Origin of the sequence: Aeoliella sp. (assembly GCF_965227375.1) — a bacterium.
In the GTDB taxonomy this organism is placed as follows: Bacteria; Planctomycetota; Planctomycetia; order Pirellulales; family Lacipirellulaceae; genus Aeoliella.
This window is the reverse complement of the sequence record NZ_CBDDFX010000001.1, coordinates 1589682-1608948: the sequence shown is the minus strand read 5'-3', so window position 1 is coordinate 1608948 and position 19267 is coordinate 1589682. Positions and strand designations below refer to the sequence as shown.

At 62.8% G+C, this 19267-nt stretch carries 7 protein-coding genes; 4 read left to right on the top strand and 3 right to left on the bottom strand.

Annotated features, from left to right (window positions below; all coding sequences use genetic code 11):
- Positions 1-222: 222 nt before the first annotated feature.
- From ACQK2L_RS06600 to ACQK2L_RS06590, 3 genes are all read left to right on the top strand, one after another.
- On the top strand, positions 223-4227 hold the full coding sequence (locus ACQK2L_RS06600; RefSeq protein ID WP_425396142.1) for a hypothetical protein: 4005 nt from the start codon (positions 223-225) through the stop codon (positions 4225-4227).
- 127 nt (positions 4228-4354) lie between these two features.
- Positions 4355-5716 (top strand): hypothetical protein, encoded by a 1362-nt coding sequence (locus tag ACQK2L_RS06595; RefSeq protein ID WP_425396141.1) that lies wholly within the window; start codon positions 4355-4357, stop codon positions 5714-5716.
- Between the two features lie 49 nt (positions 5717-5765).
- Positions 5766-7166 carry a hypothetical protein gene (locus ACQK2L_RS06590; RefSeq protein ID WP_425396140.1) on the top strand — a complete coding sequence of 467 codons (1401 nt, stop codon included), beginning with the start codon at positions 5766-5768 and terminating at the stop codon, positions 7164-7166.
- A 128-nt stretch (positions 7167-7294) separates the two neighbouring features.
- On the opposite strand, the gene ACQK2L_RS06585 is transcribed toward ACQK2L_RS06590, so the two are convergent.
- Positions 7295-7525 (bottom strand): hypothetical protein, encoded by a 231-nt coding sequence (locus ACQK2L_RS06585; protein WP_425396139.1) that lies wholly within the window; start codon positions 7523-7525, stop codon positions 7295-7297.
- 440 nt (positions 7526-7965) lie between these two features.
- On the opposite strand from ACQK2L_RS06585, the gene glgC reads away from it, so the two are divergent.
- Complete coding sequence (gene glgC, locus ACQK2L_RS06580; protein WP_425396138.1) at positions 7966-9186, top strand: glucose-1-phosphate adenylyltransferase; 1221 nt, start codon at positions 7966-7968, stop codon at positions 9184-9186.
- Between the two features lie 23 nt (positions 9187-9209).
- Here the strand turns inward: glgC and ACQK2L_RS06575 are convergent, their stop codons facing one another.
- Positions 9210-15698 (bottom strand): hypothetical protein, encoded by a 6489-nt coding sequence (locus tag ACQK2L_RS06575; protein ID WP_425396137.1) that lies wholly within the window; start codon positions 15696-15698, stop codon positions 9210-9212.
- Positions 15691-19257 (bottom strand): hypothetical protein, encoded by a 3567-nt coding sequence (locus ACQK2L_RS06570; protein WP_425396136.1) that lies wholly within the window; start codon positions 19255-19257, stop codon positions 15691-15693. The genes ACQK2L_RS06575 and ACQK2L_RS06570 overlap by 8 nt, the downstream gene beginning before the upstream one ends.
- Positions 19258-19267: the final 10 nt, after the last annotated feature.

The following is a 19267-nucleotide window of genomic DNA, read 5'->3' as shown; positions in this document are numbered from 1 at the left end:
AAACCTCCATTGTAGTCGGATTGCTCGGGTAATTCATCACTTTTGGTGCGGAAAACACCACGGAAGCGACACTTGCCAGCACAGCCGTGGGGCCGGCGGAGCCTAGATTCAAAGGGGGGCGATGCCTTACCTTACAGTTCGGGCGGGTTCACGTTTCGATTGCAGACCGTTTTCGCCCCCAATCCCGCCGCCCGCCACCATTCCACCCTGTCCCCTGCCCGCATGAGCAAGGCTCCTCTCCAGCCCGACGCCCACTGCCTGGCACGGCTGAAGGAGGTGGTGGGCTACCTGAATTTCTCTTCGGGAACCCACGATCCGAAGTTTCTGGCCAATCTGAACGACGTCTACCGGTTCGTCTACGAGCATACCGATGCGGACACCACGGCCGTCGACATCGTGCTGCAGTTGATTTCGTCGACCGTCGAGCAGCTTCACCAGGAAGGCGGGGCCTTCGCCGAAATCGGCCAGACCCAGCGGGTGATGCAACTGGTCGGCGAGTATTTCCTGCCCGAGTACCGGCAGTTTCACCGCGATTTGCTCCGCCACCGCAACGACAACGAGCTATGGCGGCCGCTCTTGTTGGGGCGAGTGTTCGAGGTAGTGCTACCCAGAGTGCTGGAAGACGACCTCTCGGAGCACGTGGTCGCCGCGGCCCGCGACCAGTTGGACGACTACATCGGCTACCGCCCCGTGCCGGCGCTCGAGTCGCAGAAGATCGAACCCTACCGCCACGAGTGGGTCCGCCCGATTCCGCTGTACGTCGAAGGAGCGGGCGTGGAAGCGGGTCCCTACGAGGCGGTGATCACGAAGACACTCGAAATCCTCCGCGACACCCCGCCCGACTTGCTGAGCGACTCCTGGTTCCAGCTCGAAATGGTCGAGGAACTGGCGCTCGATCCGCGGGCGTACGACTTCGATCACCCCGTGAACAAGCGACCCAACTACCACTTCGGGCAGTGGGACCCCAATCGCATCGACAACAAGGGCTTCTATCGTCGGTTCGTGCTGCAGCCATTGGCGCTCGACTCGCTCATGGCGCGGGTCACCTCGGACCACCCCAAGGGCATTTCGGAAGAGGACTTGCTGTTCGAAGCCGCCGCCGTGCTGGCCGGCACCATCCTGATGGCCTCGGGCACCAGCGGCAATAGTCCCAACTGCCACGGCTCGGAAATCACGCTCGGCACACTGCTGCCGCACATCGCCGACTACCGCGACCGCTTCTACGAGCAATTGCTCACCCGCGAACAGGGACCACGTGGCCAACGCTTGCGCACCGAAGCCGAGCGAACCCGCCAGCCCTTCGGCGGCGCGCGGCAACACCTGAACCAGGAACTGGCCCGTCGCCGCGCGATTCAGTTGCAGCGCGTTCACCTGGCGCAGGTGTACGCTCGCATGGGCTACACCGAGGCCGCGATGAAGCAAGCACAGTCGGTGCGCGTGGCCTCGGCGCGGATGCTGTGCCAGATCTACTGCCGACTCACCGCCGGCCACCACGCCATCGATCGCCACCGTATCGACGAGGTGGCCACCTACCTGGACGAAATCACCGATCTGCTGACGCGTGGCATCGAATGCGGCGCGCTGGTCGACCCGTGGAGCATCCTCGGCTTCGGCGCGAACTTCAGCCTGTTTCCCTCGCTGGAAGACTCGGTGCGCGATTTCCGCGTCGACGATCTTATCCAGATCGTCGAACAGACGCTCGACCTGTGCTCGCGGGCGTGGGCCGAAGCGGCCGCGGTGGACGAGCGCAAACTGGAAGATCGCTTCAGCAAGCAACTCACGCAACTGGCCGACTGGTGGGACTCCTTCGGCTCCACCGAAGTGAGCGGCGTCAAATCGCTCGACGCCAAGGAAATCGAGATCAGCACCAACCTCGTGGCCGGAGCGCTGAACGCCTGGCACAAGGCCGGCGCGGCCGCGGGCGACGTGAAGTTCTGGGGCCTGTTTGTCGAGCAATTCGATACCTCCAAGGCGTTCCAACTGGTGATCGAAGCGCTGTTGGACAAGGACGACCTGGTCGCCTCGATGGCGCTGATGATGCAGTGGCTCAGCCAGGTGGAGTACACGCCGCTCGAGGAAGGCGACGCCGCCCTGCACCCGCTGGCGCTGCGGTGGATGCGGATGGTCGAAGCGCGGTCGCAAGAAACCTCCGCCCAGGGCGACGACCAATGGTCGCTGGTGGCCCGCTTCTTCGGCCAGTTGGAAGCCAGCGCCGAGGAGTACTGGCACGTTCCGCAGTTCGAGTTGGGCAAGCCTTCATACCGCTACGACGGCCCCGACGATTCGATCTTCGACGACGAGAACTACGACCCCGACGACGAAGAAGATTACAACGAGCTGTCGCCGTACGACGAGGAGATGGACGATGAGGAAGAAGGCCTCGATAACCTGTTCCGCGCGGCCTACGAGGACGTGACCTACCGCGACAGTACCGACGACGGCTTCGACTCGGCCATTTACGATCCCGGCAGCGAAGAGACCGACTACGAACTGGAAGACGAAGCCGAGCGACTCCGTGAGCGCCTGGCGCTGCTCACCACGATCGCTCGGCTATGGAAGCACACCGCGATTGGTTGGGACGCCAGCGAGTCGCCTGAGCGCCGCGACCAGTACGACGCCTGGCAGCGCGACGCGCTGTTGAAGTACGGGCAGTTGGTGCAGTTGCTCGAAGAGGTCCACCAGCACCGTGTCCCCCCGCCCTCCGGTTCGCACGAGTCGATGGTGGAGTACGACCGGCGGCGGATGATCCTCGAGACGCTGATCGAACAGATCATCACCACCTGCGTCGAAATGTCCGACGCGGGGCGGTTGCTTCGCGCGGCCGCCGGCGTGGCGCAAGTGACCGAAGGCGCGCCGGCGTCGGCCATCACTCGCACCATCGAGATCCTCCGCTCGGTGCTCGAAGGCGACGCCGACGGCGTCCGCCAGCACTGGGACGACTTCGCCCGCTCGCTGGTCGACCAGGAGTTGCTTTACGTGCCGCTCGGCAAAGGCGGTAGCCCAGGCCGCATCGTCAAAGCCCGCGCGCTGCATGGTTTGATCCACGACCTGTTAGGCTGGCTGCCACGACTAGGCTTGGTGCGCGAGACGTGCGAGCTGCTGGACGTCGCGCAGCGAATGGAGATCGAACACCCCGTCGGCCCCGGTGCGATTACCGAGTACGACACGCTGTTTGAACAAGGTTACCAGGCGCTGGTCGAGTGCGTGGTGGCCTCGGCGGAGACGTGGGACAACTCGGGTGGCACGGACGTCCCCGGCTTTCGGCGTAGCGACCAGATGCTGGTCGAGGCCCTGCAGGACCTGACCGAAGCGCAGCTCGGTCGCTGGCTTCGCCATAGCCGCACGGTTCGACTCAGCGTGGTCGAAAAGCTATCCAACGAGAAAGATTGGAAGCGATTTGTCGACTTCGTCGAGCGCTACGGCCGCGACTTGTTCACCCAGCGATTCCTGAGCCTCGGCAACCTGCGTTCGATCCTGCACCAGGGCGTCGGCGTGTGGCTCTCGAACCAGGAGATGGATCCAGGCGACGATCCCCTGCCACTGATCGAAGAGTTGGGCGGTCGCATCGAGCGCGAAGATGCGGTGGAGATGCTCACGATCGCCATCGATTCGGTGGTCGAGAACTTCCGCGAGTACCGCGATTACAACGCCACCACCACGCAAAGCGATCACGGCGAACTGTTCTACATGTTCGTCGATTTCTTGCGTTTGCGGGCGAGCTACGACCGCAGTGCGTGGAACATGAAGCCGGTGTTCCTGGCCCACGAGATCCTCATCCGCCAGGGCCGAGAAGCGGCGGCCGACATGTGGCGCCGGGCCATCGCCGCCCGCACCAGCGAACGCGCCGACCACTATCTGAAGGCCTTCTCGCAGATGTCCGAACTGTACGGCATGCGTCTGCCGACCATCGCCGAACGGCTCGGCGAGCGCTTCATCCGCTCGCTGACCGTCGACCGCTTGCGCGCACTCGCCGCGCCGGCTATCGAGGCCATCGACGCAGAACGCGAGGATGGTTCGTTCGAGGCGCTGGAATCCGAAATCACCAGCCTCATCGCCGAGCCATGCGGCGCCGGCCTCGACGTGCCCGACTGGGTGGCCGCGCTGGAGGACGAAGTGACCACCATCCGCCGCACCCGCCGCCACCATCCGCCAGAAGACAGCCTGCTAGCGCGAATCGATCAGGTATCGCTAAAGTGGGAAGACTTGCGCAAGCAGCTGGGCGAGTAAGCCGAACGCGGTAGCATCGGCTTTCTGAGATGCGTCGAGGTCGCGGCAAAGAACTTGCCCCGCTAGTGCAAAACCGCGACAATGCCCTCTAGCGTTCCGCGTCCACGCTCACTTGGAGGCCCGCCGCATGCGATTCGTCCGCGCCACGTTCGCCCGACTTCGCCGATTGCACCCGTTTACCTGGTGCGTGGTGCTGCTGGTCAGCGTGGCGATGGTGTTGATCGTCGTGCCGGGCGATCTGACGGCGTTTGAGTTCGGTTCGGGGCGCAACGGGGCTTGGGAGCTTCGCGCGCGGGAGATCTTTCAGCAAACCAAGGCCGATTTTGGCGGCGAGCCGACCGCCAAGCGTCAGGTCACCGCCAACGTGCGACTGTTCGAGCATGGTTGGCCGCGGCCGTTCCTGTTTCGCACGATCGGCTCCACCTGGAAGTGGGACGTCGATGGCACGATGCACCGCTCGCGGGACAATGCCCCCTACTGGCTGAAGTTCGACAAGCATGGCAATACGCTCTATCCCGCGCCCTACCATGCGATCCGGTGGAGCAGCACCGATCATTGGCCGCTGGAAGCCGACGCCTGGGCGATCGACGTGCCGCATCTGCTGATCGACATGGCCGTCGCAGTGCTGGTAATCGTTGCTATCGGCTTCGTGGCCGAGCGATGGATTCGCTGGCGTGGCGGGCTGCTGCGTTTTCGCTTGCTCGAGATGCTGGCCGCAACCACCGTGTGCGCCATGCTGCTTGGCTGGTACACCCACCACACGCGAGCCCACCGGCTGGAGAGCGAAGTGCTCGAACAGTGCGACCGCCTGACCGAAGGCAACATGTGGCAACGCTCGGAGTACGTCGGGCCCGAGTGGCTACGATGCCTGGTGGGCAACGACCAACTGATTCCCCTGCTGCATCACACGACCCACTTTGGCTTTCAGGGCCAAGGCGACTGGCACAACAACACGCAGGTGGAACAGAGCTTGAAGCACTTGGAGAGGTTGCCTTACCTCGAGTACCTGGAAATTTCGCAGCCCGTGCGTCCGCATTTGTTACCGGAGTTGCAGAAGCTCTCCGGTTTAAAAGCGCTGGAGTTCCCAGCGGCCAAGTGGCTGCTGCCCGACTCGCCGAAGGAGGCGAGTTTCGTTGCCGCGGCCCAACGTCTCAACGGCCCGCAGTTCCATCGCTTGGAGCCATTGCGTTTGGCGGAGATTCGCGTCTATGGCCCACACTTGCTGGTCGAGGACGCGGAGGAACTTGCCAAACTGCCTGGGCTTCACAAGCTCGAGTTGGTGAACCCGCTGATCACGAACGACGAATTGGACGCGCTGCAAGAGCGGCACCCAGCGATCGTGTTCCGAGCCGAATGGAGACGGGACAGTCCATCCCCCGTCCGTCACCAAACCGTACCGACGATCACGCGCCCGACGAAGATCAAGAACGAGCGAGATCATCGTGCCCAGCACGCGAAGTTGCTGGCCACCGCGGATGCCGCTGAATGAAACGGACTATACTACGAGACCAAACGGATCGCACCAAACTCTGCTGGCCATGAACTTCATCCGCCACACCGCCGCCCGACTTCGCCGATTGCACCCGTTTACCTGGTGTGTGGTGTTGCTGGTCACCGTGGCGATGGTGTTGATCGTCGTGCCGGGGCTGGAAGCAGACAACGATGAGACTTCGCCGTGGTACGCCTCGTCGCGGAAGCAACTGTATTGGGACACCGCTTCCCGCTACGAAGCCCACGCCCACCAGGCCAATGCACCGCATCGAACCACCATCTGGGTTACCGATCACGGGTGGCCATTTCCGTTCATGCTCCGCTCGCTAGGCTCCTTCGAATTGATCGCCGTTGGGGGAGCTAAGCAGAGCCGCGCCTGGTCGAAGCCGCAGATCACGTTGGGTGGCGCTAACACGGGAACTTCGACCGGCGCGCCGCTGGAGGTGAGCTGGAGCAACCGCGACAACTGGCCGTTGGAGAGCGAGTTTTACCACTTCCGCCTCGGATTTTTGCTGCTCGACTGCTTGGCCGCCTTGCTCGTGGTCGCCATTGTGGCGGCACTCACCGAAGGGTGGATTCGCGCGCGAGGTGGACTGCTCCGTTTTCGCACTATCGATTTTCTTATCGTTGTCACGGGCTCCTCGGTTGCTTTGGCTTGGTATTTTCACCACTGGCGGATTAGCGAGCGCGAAAACGATCTTGTCCAATCGATGACGACCGAAACGTGGATTCGCGGTGCCGAAAAGGACTACGCGGGACCCAAGTGGCTCGCGAGGCTGGTAGGCAATCAGGAGTTGCTTTCATTTCTGTATCACTACGATAGTCTGCAATGGCACAACAGCAGGGCCGTACAGTCGCTCGACGATTGGCAGCGAGAGTTTGGAGCTGTGCGTAAACTCCCCTACTTGCGATCGGTGACGCTACCCGATGGGGTGCCGCTGACAGCACTGGCCGAGTTGGTAGAGCAACATCGACTGAGATCCGTTGGCTTCGAATTCTACAAGGCCGACGTCACCCAGTTCATCAGCGGTGAGGTTTCCTTGGTGCACGCGCACCAACTCGAGTTGCTTAAGAACCTTGGCATCAGGCATCTCGAACTCATCGGCGAGAATGTCCTCGCATCCGATATCGAAACCGCCGCCGGCTTGCCTACGACAACGCGACTTACGTTGCACGACGTCGCCGCCTCGCTCGACGATATCGAGGCGATCCGCGAGCGACATCCCAATGTGGAAATCGTCACTACCTGGGGAACCTATCGCACGAAGGAACCCGCCAGCGCGCCTGCCCAAGAACGACTCGCACGACACAACGAGGCACGTCGCCGCGAGGCTAAAGCGGAAGCCGAGCGACTTGCCAGTGCGGCCGATGCTCAACCGGAAGACGAAGGCGACATGTTGTCGCCAGCTATACGAGACGAGGTTCAAAGAACCATCGGTACACAGTGAATGCCTGGTGTCCAGTTACTTCCTCCCCAATGATCGCGGCTCCTCACGGAAGTGATTCGATCATTGCTGCCACTCTGATCGGAGCAGCCGCGATCGTTGGGGAGGGAGAGCCCGCCGGGTGCGGGTGCTTAGTCGCTCGCCAGGCGGTTCATCGACAGGCGGAAGCCGCTGGTGTCGATCGTGGGTGGCGACCACGTTTCAGGAATCTCATCGGGAAGTTCCGGGCCGACGAAGCGGCGACGACGTTCGTTGAGGCTCCAGTTTTCGCGAATTGACGCACAAGCGTCGCTGATTTCCGCGGGAGTGGGAAGGTAGTCGATGCGGGTCGAGTCCAAGGTATCCAGGGCTTGAGCGATCACTGCCTCTTGAGTCTCCCGTTGAACATCAATGTGGGTAAAAAAGACCGACGCCGATTGGCGGGCGGTGGGCGTAATGGAACCGACGCCGGCCTCATGTTTCGTTCTCGGCTTGCCCCCTGGGCTGCCGACGACAAGAAAGTATCACCCGTTTGTGTGGATTGTATGTAGACCACACAAGTTTTCCGCGAAGATGAAAATGCGGCCAGAGATTCTTCATGGCGACCTCCCTAAGTGACGACTATGAAAAGAGTAACGATCGAACAAGGCCGCTGGAGAAAAGTATCGTCGGTGGTCCTTTTTAACCAGTCGTGTCGCGGTTGAACGCAACCTTCTTACCCTGCGGAACTGGCCGCCTGCTCTAGGGGACCGGCATCCGACGCGGTAGAATCGGTGGTGTAGGCAACCCACGTATTTGGCTTCAGGGAAGGAGGGTGCTGGCGATGAAGGATGTACTGGCAGTCGTATTGGCCGGAGGCAAGGGTTCGCGTCTGGAACCGCTAACGCGCGATCGCGCCAAGCCGGCGGTGCCGTTCGGCGGCAATTACCGGATTATCGACTTTACGCTCTCGAACTGCCTGAATAGCGACATCCGCAAGATTCTCGTGCTCACGCAGTACAAAGCGATGAGCCTCGACCGCCACGTGACGCTCGGTTGGCGGAGCTTCTTGTGCCGGGAATTGGGTGAGTTCATCGACGTCATCCCGCCGCAGCAGCGGATCGACGACAAGTGGTACCAAGGCACCGCCGACGCGGTGTACCAGAACATCTACGCTCTGGAGCAAGAACGCCCCAAGCACGTGGTGATTCTGGCCGGCGACCACATCTACAAGATGGATTATGCCAAACTGGTTGCCAGCCACGAGGAAAACAACGCGGACGTTACGATCGCGGCGCTCAGTGTTTCGCTGGAGGAAGCCACGCAGTTTGGCGTGATGCAAGTCGACAGCGATAACCGCATCGTCGGGTTCGAAGAGAAACCAGCCAACCCCAAGCACATCCCCGGCGATCCGGACCACGCGTTGGCGTCGATGGGCATTTACGTGTTCAACGCCCACTTCCTGTTCGACGAACTGTGCAAAGACGCCACGCTGCCTGAGAGCAGTCACGACTTTGGCAAGAACATCATTCCGGCGAACATCGATTCGCGCCGCGTGTACGCGTTCCCATTCCTCGACGAGAATCGCAAAGAGCAAGCCTACTGGCGCGACGTCGGGACGATCGACTCGTACTTCCAGGCCAACCTGGAACTCACCAGCGTCGACCCACCGCTGAACCTGTACGACCTCGACTGGCCAGTCCGCACGTTCCAGCCGAGCACCCCGCCGGCGAAGTTTGTGTTCGATTCCGATCAGCGGCGCGGGCAGGCGCACGACAGCATTGTCTCCAGCGGCGTAATCATCTCGGGCGGTTGCGTTACGCAGAGCGTGATCGGTCCGCAATCACGCATCAACAGCTTCGCCGAAGTCGATCAATCGATCATCTTCGGCCGTGCGAGCGTCGGCCGCCACGCGAAACTGCGCCGGACGATCATCGACAAGGACGTGATCATCCCCGAAGGGGTCGAAATCGGTTACGACCACGACGCCGATCGCGCACGCGGCTTCACGGTAACCGAAAGCGGCGTGGTCGTCGTCGCCCGGGGTGAGAACATCCCGACTTAGGACCCGAGGGCAGCGCCGACGGCTCACGGGGGTGACTGCGAAACTGTGGAGGCTTGTTCCACATCGCGACGAGCGAAGTTGCGCCAGCGGAGCCATGCCACGAGGGCGGCAACGGCCAGCACCAGCCCGATCGCCCGCGGCCACAGGCAGAGCCACCACGCCAGGCCGAACAGGGTCACCGCCGGGAACAGCAGCTCGTATTCAGAGAGTGGCAGCGCCCACGTTCGCTCGCGCGAAATCAAAAAGACGCCAGCCAGTAAGGCTGCGCCGAGCGCCAGCGCCCAGCGGGACAACTGGTCGGTGGCGTCTCGTTGTACTTCGGACCAATGAAGCGAATCGGCGCCAGACTGCACGAACACCTGGCTCGATCGATCGCCGACCTCGAGTAGATTGTCGACCGAGGAGATCGATCCCACCTGAAGCTGGGCCGCTGCGCTGGTGCGTTTGATCTCGGCCGTCGCGTCACTCAGCAGCTTGTTGTACTCGTCCGCGTCGTCCTCGGGGCTGACAATCGTGGGATCGACCACCGCTCGCTCCGCCAACGATCGGCGAAGGTCGCTTTCGGCGGCGGCCAGTTCGGCCATCCAACGCTTGGCCCACAGAGTAGGCACCGGTTGCGAGGCGGGGGTCTGGCTGCCCAGTGTGCTGGCCAGCAGTTGGTAGAGTCGCAACGCGGCTGTGTCGGCTGCGGGAAGTTCCTCGGCCTGCGGCGCCACGAGGGACACTTGGTGGTCGAGCCCCGACACCCGCCAGACGGTGTGCTCCACTTCGCAGCGGCGTCCGTCGGCCAGCAGTTGCGGGATCTCGACCGACGACCGCGCACCGTCGGCGGCCAAGCGAGTGACGATCTCGACAAAGTGTGGCAGATGGGCATCGGGCAACTCTAGCCGCAGATGGTTTTCGTCCACCGCCGTGGCGTGCGCCGCGACCCTGTCGATAGTGACCTGCATCGCTCGCTGCCCGTCGGGAATGAGCACTTCCAGCGAGTCCGTTTCCAGTGGCGGCACAACCAGTTGGGTTCGCATCGAAACCGCGTGGCTGTCGAACTTCCGCACGGCGATCGTGGCCAGCGGCAACTGATGGATTTGTTCGTTCGCGGCCTTGGCAGTCCAGACTCCAACGGGAATGCTGCCAGGGTTGGCTTTGAGCAACCGAGCCGAAGGCCAGGCCGCCAGCAGTCCTTCGATACTGGCGGGGGCGACGTCGCTTTTGACGCGCTGCCACTGCCAATCGCCTGCTTCGTCGAGCAGTTCGCCGAAGTACCACCGAGTGTTGGATGCCTCGCGGACATGAACGATGGGGCAAACCACGCGCCCTGGCGACTGCATCTGCACGGCCGAACGAAGGGTGATTCGCAGTTGTTGGCTCGGCATGGCTGCCGGGTCGAAACGCAAGTGAAGTCGTCGATCCTGCGAAGAGGGAGACGACTCCATGGATACTCGCACCGAACCATCGACGTCCGCCTCGCCCACCAGCATGCTGGGCCAGTCGAGCACCACCTCGGGCAAGTTGCCCTCGGCCACGGTCAACAACACGCCGAACTCGGCGATCCAGGCATTGTCGCGGCGAATCATGGTGGTCAGCACGTCGGCGTCGAAGCGTACTCGGTTCTCGCCCACGCGGACGCTTAGCGGAGTGTCCCGCTCGCTGGAAGTCATGTAGCTCCGCACACCGTACGCTTGCCAGTTGGCAGGCGGAGTGGGGATGGCGGCTGCGAGTTGCGGTTCGACTTCGCCCTCGATCAACTCGACCGTTGTTTGATCGGACGCATATAGACGGATCTGTTGCGTGACCGGCGTGTCGAGCGACGCGGTGAGTCGGGGTATCTCCCCTTCGTCGCTACCCTGGGGCATCGGCGCCCAGCCGGTAACGCGCAGTTCGCACGTGCCACTCAAGGGGCTATCCACCATCACCAACAGGCGCGTGCGATCGGGACGGGCGAAGTCGGCTTTGCGCACAACTCCCTCTTGACGCAGTTCCACCGACTGCACTTCGAAATCGGGCGAGACGGACAGCCACTGCGAGTAGGTTTGGAGCTTGGCGTAGTCGAGCGTTCCGCGATAGTTCAAATCCAATTGGCTCTCAGTGGCCAGCACGTCGAGCGCTTCTTCAATCCTGGGAGTCGAAGTTACAGGGCTGATGCCAGCCACCAGTGCGGTGGCGCTGCGGTCGATGGTGAGCAGTTGGCCGGGCTCGTCGCGAGTGGGCCAGAACTGGGCGAGTGCGGTCAACATGTCGCTGCTGTCAGAGGCGGTTCCGGCCAGCGTGACCATCAGATCGGACGACTCGTCGACCGCCATCTGGCGCGTTTCCAGCATGGTGCCCGCCAGGCGAAGATTCGGCAACAGCAGCCGACCGTAGGTATCGGGACGAAGTTGCTGCAGTTCAACGCGCAGTTGCTGCGATCCGTCGTCGCCGGTGGTGGTTTGCGGCGGCGAAAGCAGTTGCCACTGCGCGTCGGGCGAGGCGGTGGTCGGGGCGACCAACGCTACGCGGCCGTCGATAGTCAATTCCGGGGTCAGGTCGTACTGCTCGGGATTGTCGATCCGAAACACCACGTCGAGCGTCGCGCGGTGCTCGTCAACGTCCAGCCAGGCCCACTGCTCGACCGGCACCAGGGCCGTTGCCGCGTCGTCCGATTCTTGTGGCCAGGCGATGTTCAATTGCGATTCGCACCCCAATTGAATGGTGGTCGCGTTGGAAGCGGCACTCGAGGTGGTCATCGCCCGTCCGTTAACCTGCAGCCGACTGGCCAGCGCGCCCGACTCGAGTTGCAACTCGCCGCCCGGTAGCGGTGGCACGGCCAAGCGTACCGACCAGTTGGTGTCGCTGCTCTGAATCATCGGCTGGAATTCGATCTTCACGCGATAGTGGCCCGGGCGTGGTACTTCGAACTCGAGCCACTCGCCAGCGTCGCCCCACTCCAGCGGGATGCTCACCCCATCGAGCATTACTACCTCCGACCACTTGGCGTCGGCACGATGGAACGGCAGACGCACCTTGGCCGGCGCTTGCATCACATCCAGATCCAAACTGCACTGCCAGCGACCCACCGTAGCGGTGGTCGAGTTGCCGTTGGCCGTGGACGAGAGCGAACCGGTGTAGTGCGGCGTCGACACAACCCACGCGTCGCCGGTCGCCTGCTGTCTTTCGCGACGCAGCAACTCCGCTAGCAGCCGCGACGTGATGTAACGCTGGTTACCGACGACCTGACCTTCGGCATCAACCGGAATCAGGCAGCTTTCCATGGACGGTCGCGGTGCGATGGCCAGACTGTGGTCGCCCAAGACCAACACGAACACCAACAAGGTTCGGGCGGCTGTGCTCACCAGCGACCATTGCTCGTCGCCCGTCCAAGCTTGTCGGGCAATGGTGGTCATATGTTGAAGCGCCCGCACGGCCACGGCCAGTATCAGGCCTCCCAGCGCTGCGGTGGCCCAGGCCGAGGTGGTTGGCGGTAGCAACAGCGCCGCCACAGCCGCGGCGGCCACCAGCACGACCAGCGCGCTGGGCTTTGGCCACAACCAGTAGCCGACGACGACAAACAGCACCAGGCACAAGCACTGCCGCGTTTGCCGAGTCGGTTGATGCACCAACTGGATACTCGCCGGGGCGCCCGGCCCGAACAGCAGGGTCACTTCGTGCAACGACCGGTCGCCCGCCGCCGGCGTGTTGGAGTTGTCGGCGACGACGCTGCGCGGCGCCATCCAACCAAACAGCCGCGCCCTCCAGCCAATCGGCTCGGCCGCTTCGCTGCCAGGCAGCGGCTGGTACGACCGCGGAACGAGGACTTTCCAAGTGGTCTCGGTCGCCGGCATACTCAACTTCGGCATCGGCGCGGTGTATCGTTCGCCATGTCGCAGCGATTGCCCCGGCATGGCGTACTGGACGACGATCGTTTGTTGTCCGCTGGGCACGCTGAGCGGAATCGCAAATTCCGTCTGCGACGAAGCAACGCCTGGCAGCGGAAGACCGTCGCCGTCGAACGTGTGCCACCGAATGTCGGTAGCCGCCTCGGGTAGCGTGCAAAGTAGTTGGCCCTCGGCCTGATTGTCGATGGTCAATTCGAGCTGATGTTCCGACGCCATTTTAGGAATGAACGTCGAGGTCAACTCGGCGCTCTCCACCGACGCCAACGGCAGATTGTCTTGCTCGCCCTTTCGGCTCACCACCAGGCCTTCGGGCCGCGACGACTGCTCGGACCACCACGCCGAGTGGAGTGGCACTTCGTCGTTGTCAGTGTCTTGGCGCGACATCTTCCATCCGCCGGCGGTGACATTCAGGTCTCGCGCTGCCGCCGACCGCACCTTCACCCACTGGATGGTGTTGCGGGCGTCCAGCAACTCCAGCGGCTGCGGTCGGCACGTGGCACTAGTGGTTCGATACGGCTTGATCAGCACCACAAACGGCGTCGCTTGGCGTCGCGGCAGTTGCAGGTTGACCGACGTGCCCGCCACCGTTGCACCGCCGTTGGTGCGAACATCCGCTCGCGGTTTTGCTTCGCGCCATTGATCCTCGTTCTCAAATTTCCATTGCAGCGGAATCTGTCCCGCGGAAGTGGTCGCCAGAGTGAGCCGTTGAATCGATCCATGCAGCGGAGTGCACTGGATGCGGTGCGAAACCTCCCAACCATTCTGCCGATCGACCACGCTGGTCACCAACCGCGCGTCGAACTCAGCCGCTGCGGTGCCCAGGAACACCCGCAGGTTACTGGCCAGCGAAGCACGCTCGAACACCTGCGCCGTGGGTGCACTGGACACCAGATCTGCAGGCGCCGATTGGCTTGGCGCGGGCGGGGTGGGGTTGAATTGCAGCTGATAGCCGTCTTCGGCGGTCAACGAGACCCAGCTTTCCTCGACGGTGGCGTCGTTCCAATGGAGTACGTCATAGGTCGACATCCGCACGTACCGGTCGCTTGCGGGCACCTCGCGATTGGCATCGACTTCGAGTGTGAGCTTGCCCGTTTCACTTGCTTCGGCGGTCGGATCAATCGATACCCGCACCACCAACTGACGCGCTTTACCTTGCGGCTCGACATACCATTCGTCCACTTCGTACGGCGCGGCGGCCGACACCAACTGCGGCTGCCAGTCCTGGACCAATTGGGCGGTAAGCAGCCGCACGTGGTCGGCGGACGTTGACTCCCACTGCGTGACTACCTTGGCCGTGGCGCCGGTGGAGCTAAGCTGCAGCGAGCGTCCTAACTCGATACTGTCGGTAGCCACGCGGCGAACGACGGCCAAGTCGATCGCGCCGCGCGAGCGGATCTTCTCGAAACACAATGCTGGCGGATTGCTGGCCGAATCAGGAGCAACCTGAACCGCGTCGCGAAGTTCCAGGTCGGCCACCTTCAATGTCGGTTCGAGCAGAAGCTGCAACTCGCCCGACAGCCAATAGAGCTGCGAAAGCTCCACTTGCGGCAGTGGCAGCGCCGCCTGCGGAGGTAGGGCGCTCCAGGCATCCACCACCAGTTCATGCTGGTCGTTATCACCCGCTACTTCTGGCGGCAGTGCGACTTCGAGCAGTCCGCTATCGGTCCGGCGGATGTCGAGCGACTCTCCGTTCCAGGTCACGCTTCGCACGACCGCGCCATTGATGGCGCGCAGCGTGAGCGGTCGCGGCAGCTTACCCCGCGGGACGATCTCAAAACGTCCTTCCAGTGCGACGCCCCCTTCGCTCACGCGATAGGTCAATCGCTCGTGGTATGCGGCGGTGTCGATGGCCTTGGGCTTGGCCTGCTGGTTGGTGCGAATGCGGAAGTGAAAACTCCCGTCGGCGCCCGCTCGCAGTCGCCAGCGGAATTTCCCGGCAGTCACCTCAGGCAGAGACTTGCCGAGTGGTTGTTGCGGCTGATCGTCATCTACGCGCTCAATCACCAACGAAGCATCGATCGCTTCGATCGATTGTCCGTCCGCCAAATCGAGCCACAGCACGCTCGATAGCGCAGCCGGCAATTCCAGGCGGTACTCATCGGCCGATGGTGTCGTGCTGGCGGGCGCCGCACGCCAGGAGAAGTCGAGCCAGTCGTCGGCCGTAACGAGGGCGGCCATTTGTTTGCGTGGCCCCCAGTATCCCACCAAGGCCGGCGCTTGCTGCTTGCGCCAGGTCGCGTCGGTTATACCCATTCGCGAGGACTTCAGTTTCAGCCAACTGTCGCCCTTCGTGGTGTGTTGCACCTGCACCGCGCCGGCGCCGACGAGGCCAGCACGGTCGTCGAGCGACGCGTAGAGCACCGTTTGCAAAGCCTCCGCGGTTGCCTGCGAATCGGAGTTCGCCGCGGACAACAACTCATTGAGTCGCTGGTGTTCCACCGGCAGGTAGGCCTCCCCGTCGGTAGGCCAGGCGGCCATGTTCTGGGCGGGTACGTAGACGTTGCGGAGCAGCACCGAGGGCTCGTCGGCCAATGACCACGTCGCTACCAAGAGCAATAGCGCCACCGAACTCCACAGTGCTGCCCCGCCAGGCGAGGCTGGCCGCGCGCGGCTACCAGACTGGCGAAGAGCACTACGCATTCGAGTCGGTCAACTCCACAGAAACGGTTGGGGCATTGGTCGACACGCTACCGGTGTGCAGCGGCACCAGCGTGGATGGTCGTTGCGATTCAGACGCTTCCTGCAGCGCCGAACCCGACAACCTGCGTGTCGTTGGCTCCCGTTTTCGTCCACCGTACAGCAAATAGAGCACCCAGGCCGCCAACCCACAAACTGCCCCGTAGAGTCCAAACTGAGCGACCCGCACCATGGTGGTCGGCGCCGCGACGCCTAGCGCCATGAGCAACACCAAGCCGGCCAACAGCGCCGGAGGCTTGCGGAGCGAAGGCACGTAAACTACCGCCATGACCAACGCCAGCACTGCCGCCGAAGCGGCCAGCACCAGCAGTTCGCGTCGCACCAGCGTCAGCTCCAGGTTGGCATCGGGATTGGAGTGATACAGCATGGTGTGTTCGCCCATCGTGGGACGAACCGAGGCGGGGGCCGCGCCGACCCACTGTTCCAACTCGGCGACCGACATCTCGCTGTTGCTACGCCAATCGCCATTCGACCAGGCCGTTTGGAACGCCGGAACCAGCCAACCGGGGGCGCGGAAAGCCTGGTGCTGCACGGGAGTAACGACTAGCCAATACTGTTTCGTCGATTCCTTACCCACCAGGCGCGGGCGCTGGGTTGTGACTTGCGTAGTCCACCCCAACTTGCACGGCAAACGGTACTTGAATTCGAGCGTGCGGAAGGTGGACGTCGGCCTGGCGGGCACCGTGACTTCGATGGAGTCTTCCAGGCGTAGCCACTCGGCGGCCTGCCCGTCCAGTAACACTTGGAAGTCGGTAGCCGCTGGTGTGTCCAACGGCAACAAGATTCTCACGCGCTCCGCTTCGCCGCGGAACTGGAAGCACGTGCGTAATTGCTGCGTGCCTGGGGTCAGCCAGGTTTCCGCCCACACACGGTCGACCTCCACTTGGTCGGCGGCCGCGCTCTGCCCCACCTGCTTCAAGTGCAGAAAGTTGGTTCGGGCCGCGGCGAACAAAACGCTCGTCGACTCTTGCAAGGCCGGCTTCATCTGCCAACCCGTACCGTCGGCCGCGGCGAACGTTCGCCCCTCCGCGCCGACGAGCCGCACGGTGTGGCCGACAAACTCCGCCACCGGCACGGTACGCCCGGCGTACTCGGCATTGGGCACCGTAAGGAACGACAGCCTGGGGCTCTCGCCGGTGGACGTAGGCGAGTCCAACGTATAGCGGGCGCGCACCCGAAATTTGCCCAAGTGGGGATGTCCCAATGCAATGCGCACTTCCGGCACCGTCGGCAGTCCCACTGGCGAGTCGGCACCCATCGGCGGGATGTCCAACTCGCTCGCGACGTTGCCCTCGGCTGGCAACAGTTCCAGTTCCTCGATGTTCACCCCACTGGGGCACGCCAGCAGCAGCCCACTGATTGGTTGATGGCGAACGTCGAACTCGAAGGTCTGATCGACCTCCACTTGGCCGTTGGAGAGATACACATCGGAGTTGCTCTGAACACGAATCCGACGCGGCCGCTGCGATTTTTCTGCGGCCAGCGCCAATGGCGGTTTGTCGGCTACCGCCAGCGATGGAACCACGCTGCGATAACGGAACAATTGCCCCGGCGGCAAAGCGGTCAGCGTGTTATCGGTGTCGTCGATCGGCACAGCGGCCAAGCCCCGGCTTAGCTTCTCATCGGGCGTGAGTTGCAGGCTGGTGTCCGTTAGCACGGTGAGCGTACTGAGGTTGATCGTCAGTTGATCCAACCCCGGATCAAGCGGAGGCAGAGAGAGCACAAATTGGTCAGCTTCATCCGCTTTCCAGATGCGGCGCAGCTCGAGGGTAACTTTCGGGTACCGCGAGGTAGCGTATGCCGAGGAGAATCCGAAATACTCCGCGCGCTGGTCCTGCCGCGACTCGAACGTCTCCAGGTTGGGCAGTCCTCCGGCTTCTTGCGCGCCCTCCAGATTTACTGTCGAGGTGCTTAAGTGCTCCCAACCTTCGAGCTTGAAGCGGGGGGCAAAGGGAATCCTCTGTGCACGCCCCCCTTCGATGCGGTACTCAACTTCCATTCGCAGCAGCGCTTCGTTGGGGTTGATCGTCAACACATAACTGGGCGTGGCCACCACGCGTTGTTCGCGGGGCATGAGCCTCAGTGGCAACGACCACGGCTGTCGGGCGTAACGGAGCGCCAGGGTTAGCTCGTCGATGCTCGTCGCTGGTTCGATCCAGGAGAGGTCGAGTTCCGCCGGGTGAATCAGTCGCACGGTGTCGGTTGGCTCGCAACGCACTTGCCACGAGTCGTCTACCTTCACGGCCACTTCGCCATCCTGCGGCAGCGCACCAAGCACTTCGAAACCTGAGAGATTGAGCGAGATATCCTTGCCGCCGGTCGGCACCGGCTCGTAAGTTTCCAGAGTGATGGTCGCCGGCTTGGTCTGGTCAGCCTGCAGCGTGACTTTCAGCTCGGTGCCTTGAGAATTCTGGCCGGCCTCTTCTCCCGTCGAGGCGGCGTCGCGAACCGTGGTGATCGACACGTTGGACGAGAGGCTGCGGGTGGAGTCGTGATGCGCACCCGGCGGAAGTCGCACTATAAACTCGCGGAACGATTGCCCAAAGCTTTTCACGGTGATTTGCGCTCGCGTCCGCACTTCGCGTGGACCAATGGTCACCAGCAGCTTGGTCGAGGCGGTGAGCACCGATTCGGTCTCGGTGCTTTCGTCGGGTCGATCGACCCAACTTAGCGAGCTCTCGCCGCCGATGCCGTGCGCCTCGATCGACGTTCCACCCGCCGCCAGGGCTGTGCTTGTCAGTCGAACTCCTTGACTCGCTACAGCCGACTGCAACGAACGCGTGGAAACCAACACCAAAGAGTCCTTCGTGGCGCGCGGCGCCAGCAGTTTCAACGTCGCTCGAGCACCGTCGCGTTGCACGGGAACAATCAAGTCCAGGTGGATTTTGATCGTCTGCCCGCGATCGCCGGTAAGTTGCGCGAAGTAACCACCGCGTTCTGGATCGTAGCGCAAGAAGCGTTTGATCTGCCCGCTGGGAGGATCCGGCAGCTCTTTGAGCAGCGCGCCGGCCAGCGCCAACGGCACCTCTGTCGTGCCCGACTCGCGGAGCGTGATGTCCAGTTCGGCGTGTAAGGCCGCGTGGTCACCCTCCAACGAGCCTACCAATCGCAAGTCGTCCAGCGTTGGCTGATTGGCCGCCTGCTGGGTGTCGGAGGCCAATGCTTGCTGCTTCTTCCATACTTCCATGAACTCGTCGAACGACATGTTCAGCACTGGCTGGGGCTCGCCATCGGGACCCAGTAGCAGGAACGTATCGGGCCCCACGCGCTCGATCTTGCCCGACAGCTCGTTGAACACCGGCGAGACAGGTTCCGTCTGTTCGTCGGCTTGATTGCTGTCGACGGGCGGGGCGGTCGACTCGGGATCGGTTGCTTCCGATCGAGGTAGCTCGGCGGCCGGCTCCTGGCAATTCGCCCCGCGCGGCAGGCACACGCTCAGCACGACCAAGGCGGCGAGTACCGCGGGCGGCAGATGTCGTGCTCGTTGGCCACGTATCAACACAGTGCCAGCC